Origin of the sequence: Roseiarcus sp. (assembly GCF_049514155.1) — a bacterium.
Classification (GTDB): Bacteria; Pseudomonadota; Alphaproteobacteria; order Rhizobiales; family Beijerinckiaceae; genus Roseiarcus.
Map to the genome: position 1 here is coordinate 1 of NZ_JBEKVH010000277.1, position 2,902 is coordinate 2,902.

Annotated in this window: 1 protein-coding gene; it reads right to left on the bottom strand. The window is 66.4% G+C overall.

Going from position 1 to position 2,902, the window contains the following annotated elements; translation table 11 throughout:
• Positions 1 to 82 precede the first annotated feature (82 nt).
• Positions 83 to 2,212, bottom strand: a complete 2,130-nt coding sequence (locus ABSF49_RS21385; RefSeq protein ID WP_424114649.1) for a DNA methyltransferase — start codon at positions 2,210 to 2,212, stop codon at positions 83 to 85.
• Between the last annotated feature and the right edge of the window lie 690 nt (positions 2,213 to 2,902).

Sequence of the window (2,902 nt, forward strand, 5' to 3'; positions counted from 1 at the left end):
GAAAATGCCGCCGCGCGAATGGTGCGAGGCAAAGACCCAATTCGCCATCATGTTCGACGACAGGTTCGTCAAAGCGTGATGGTCAACCCGGGCCCCGCACACAAGATTCCTGACAGTCCCGGCGGACTTCGACCGCGCCCAAGCCCAGAACGCCCTCACCCTGAGGAGGCGGCGCAGCCGCCGTCTCGAAGGGCGAGGGCGCATGGCGCGCCGGCGCCAGCGCGGCGGGGCCGCCCTCGTCCTTCGACTCGCCCGCTGACGCAGGCGGCTCAGGATGAGGGCTATCGTGAGGAACCGCGCCGCTTTGGAAGCACACCAAGCTCACCCTTACCGCGGCGCCATCGACTGTCCACGCCTCGTCGCTCCACGCTTCGAAGACCGCGCCCGCCTCTGCGATCGGTTCGAGAACCTTGCGATTGGCGCCGCCGCGGATCGAGTTCGTCGACACCAGCCCGACGCGCTTGGCGCGGCCGGTCTGCACCGCCTGCCACGCCTTGGCGAACCAGTAGCAGACCAGATCGGCTTCGGCCGGCACGCGCCCTTCATAGACGCGAAACAGCGTCTCCACGTTGTCGTCGCCGAGACCGCGGCGCAGCAACTTGCCGCCGAGAAACGGCGGGTTGCCGACGATGAAATCCGCTTCTGGCCACGACGCCTCGACGAAGCGCGAGGGCGATTTAGTTTTGTCGTCTCTCGCCGTCATGGCCGGGTCAAGCCCGGCCATGACGCGGCGAGGCGGATTGGCGGTTCCCGCCGCTGCCTCTCCCACCGCCGTCAGCAGCGCGTCGCGGCATTCGATCGAATCGAGCTTGCGCAGGATCGGGCGGGGGTGGTGGGTGATGGCGTTCTTCACCCGCCACTGGATGTCGCCGATCCAGATCGTCGTGCGCGCGAGTTCGGCGGCGAACGGGTTGATCTCGACGCCATGCAGGATTTCGGGACCGACACGCGGCACGATCATGCCGAGGCCGAGCGTCTCGCATTCGAGGATGGCGCGATATTCGATGTCCTTGACCGCCTGTAGCGCGAGATAGAGGAAATTGCCGGAGCCGCAGGCCGGATCGAGAATGCGCAGGGCGCACAGCCGGTCGATGAAGGCGTCGCGCCTCGCCTCGGCCTTGGCGCGCGCGGCCTCGAAGCGCTTGGCGAGGTTCTGGCTCGCCGCCTTGCCGGCGCCCGCGGAGGCGGCCAGCGCCGGCGCCATGATCGCCTCGATCTCGGCTTTCGCCGTCTCCCATTCGCGCCTGAGCGGGCGCGCGACGACCGGCTCGACGATCATCATGATCTTGTCGGGATCGGTGTAATGGGCGCCGATCTGGGCGCGCTTGTCGGGGTCGAGGAAGCGCTCGAACAACGTGCCGAAGATGGTCGGGTCGATCAGGCTCCAGTCGAGGCTCGCCGCGGCGAACAGCAGGCCGATCTCGGTGTGTTCGAGCCTGAGCGGCGGGCGGCCGTCGAACAGGCCGCCGTTGAACTGGGCGATGTCCTCGAGATTGAAGTCGCCGCCGTCCTTCATGTCGGCGAACAATTGCTCGAGCCATTCCCGGCTCTTCTCGGGCTTGCGCGAGCAGGCCTCGATGAGCTTGCGCCAGACGCCGTGCGGCAGCAGGCCGACGCTGTCGGCGAAGAAGCAGAACACCAGCTGGTTGACGAAATGCGCCACCGCCTCGCGGTCGGGATTGCGGTGCTGCAGCGAGTCGGAGATCGTCTGGAACTTGTCGGCGGCGTCCTTGGTCAGCTTGGCGCGCGTGCGCCCCGAGCGCAGCTTGTCGGGATCGAAGAACACCGCGTGAAGGATCGCGAGATTCTCCGGCTCGGCGAGGTCGTCGAGTTCGAATTCGTATTTGGCGGGGACCTCGTTGGTCCAGCGCGTCTCGACCCGGAAGAGATGGGTGTCGCAGGCGACGTGCAGCGGCGGGTTCTCCAGCGCCGCGGCGTAGCGGGTGAGCTGCTCCAGCGCCTTGTCGAGATCGCGCTTCTTCTTCTTGTATTCCCAGGCGAAGAAGCCCTTCTTCCACACGTCGGCGAAGCCGTCGCCGCCGCCGGTCTTGGGGACGCCCTTCTCGAAGGTGAAGTGGTCGCCGACAGGGTCGTCCTCGGCCGGGGTCGGGTGTTCGAGCAGGCGGCAAAGATCGAGAAAGTGCTCCTGCGCGGTCGCGCGTTCGGTCAGCGCGACGGGCTTCCACTTGTGGATGAAATCTTGCGGGGTCATGCGGCGCCGGGCAGGGGACGACCGAACCGGTTAGCACGATTCTTCGCGCGCGCCCAAAGTATGAAACGCGCCCGGAACGGACGCGTCGAGGCAACGGATCAATAGCGGCTGTCGTCTCGCGCGCGCCGAACAAAATCGCCGGCTGGTTCGCTCTGCTTATGCGTGCCGTCGGTCAAACGGCTCAGCGCTTTCGCGTCAATCGGTTTGCGCGGCCGCCCCGGGGCAGCGAATTCGCTGACGCGTGTTCACGCGTCGACTGGATTGCCGGCGCCCAATATCGGTTCCTCAGCGGAGCGCTGCTCGTCCTTGTCGCGCTTTCGATGGTTCGCCATGCCGATTGTCCACGCTCACGGAGTTTGAGGCTAAGCGAGGAAGGCGGAGTCCTTCATTGGTTGCTTGGCGGAGCGAAGCGCGAGAGAAATTCGAAGTCAAGGATGCGAAGCACCGCCTCCGGCGGCGGCCCTCCGGGCCATCCTTGAGTTCGAATTCCTCTCGCGCATAATCGCCTCCAAGCAATCAATGAAGAGCTGGCGCCGAGGTCGGCGCGGGGCCTGCAAGGCGACTGACGCACCGCGTCCCCTCTCCCCGTTTACGGGGAGAAGGCTAGGTTGAGGGGCTGGGCGACGAGCCGCGTCAGCGCAGCCACTCTCCCTGCCCCTTGCCCTAACCCTCTCACCGCGCGCGGGGAGA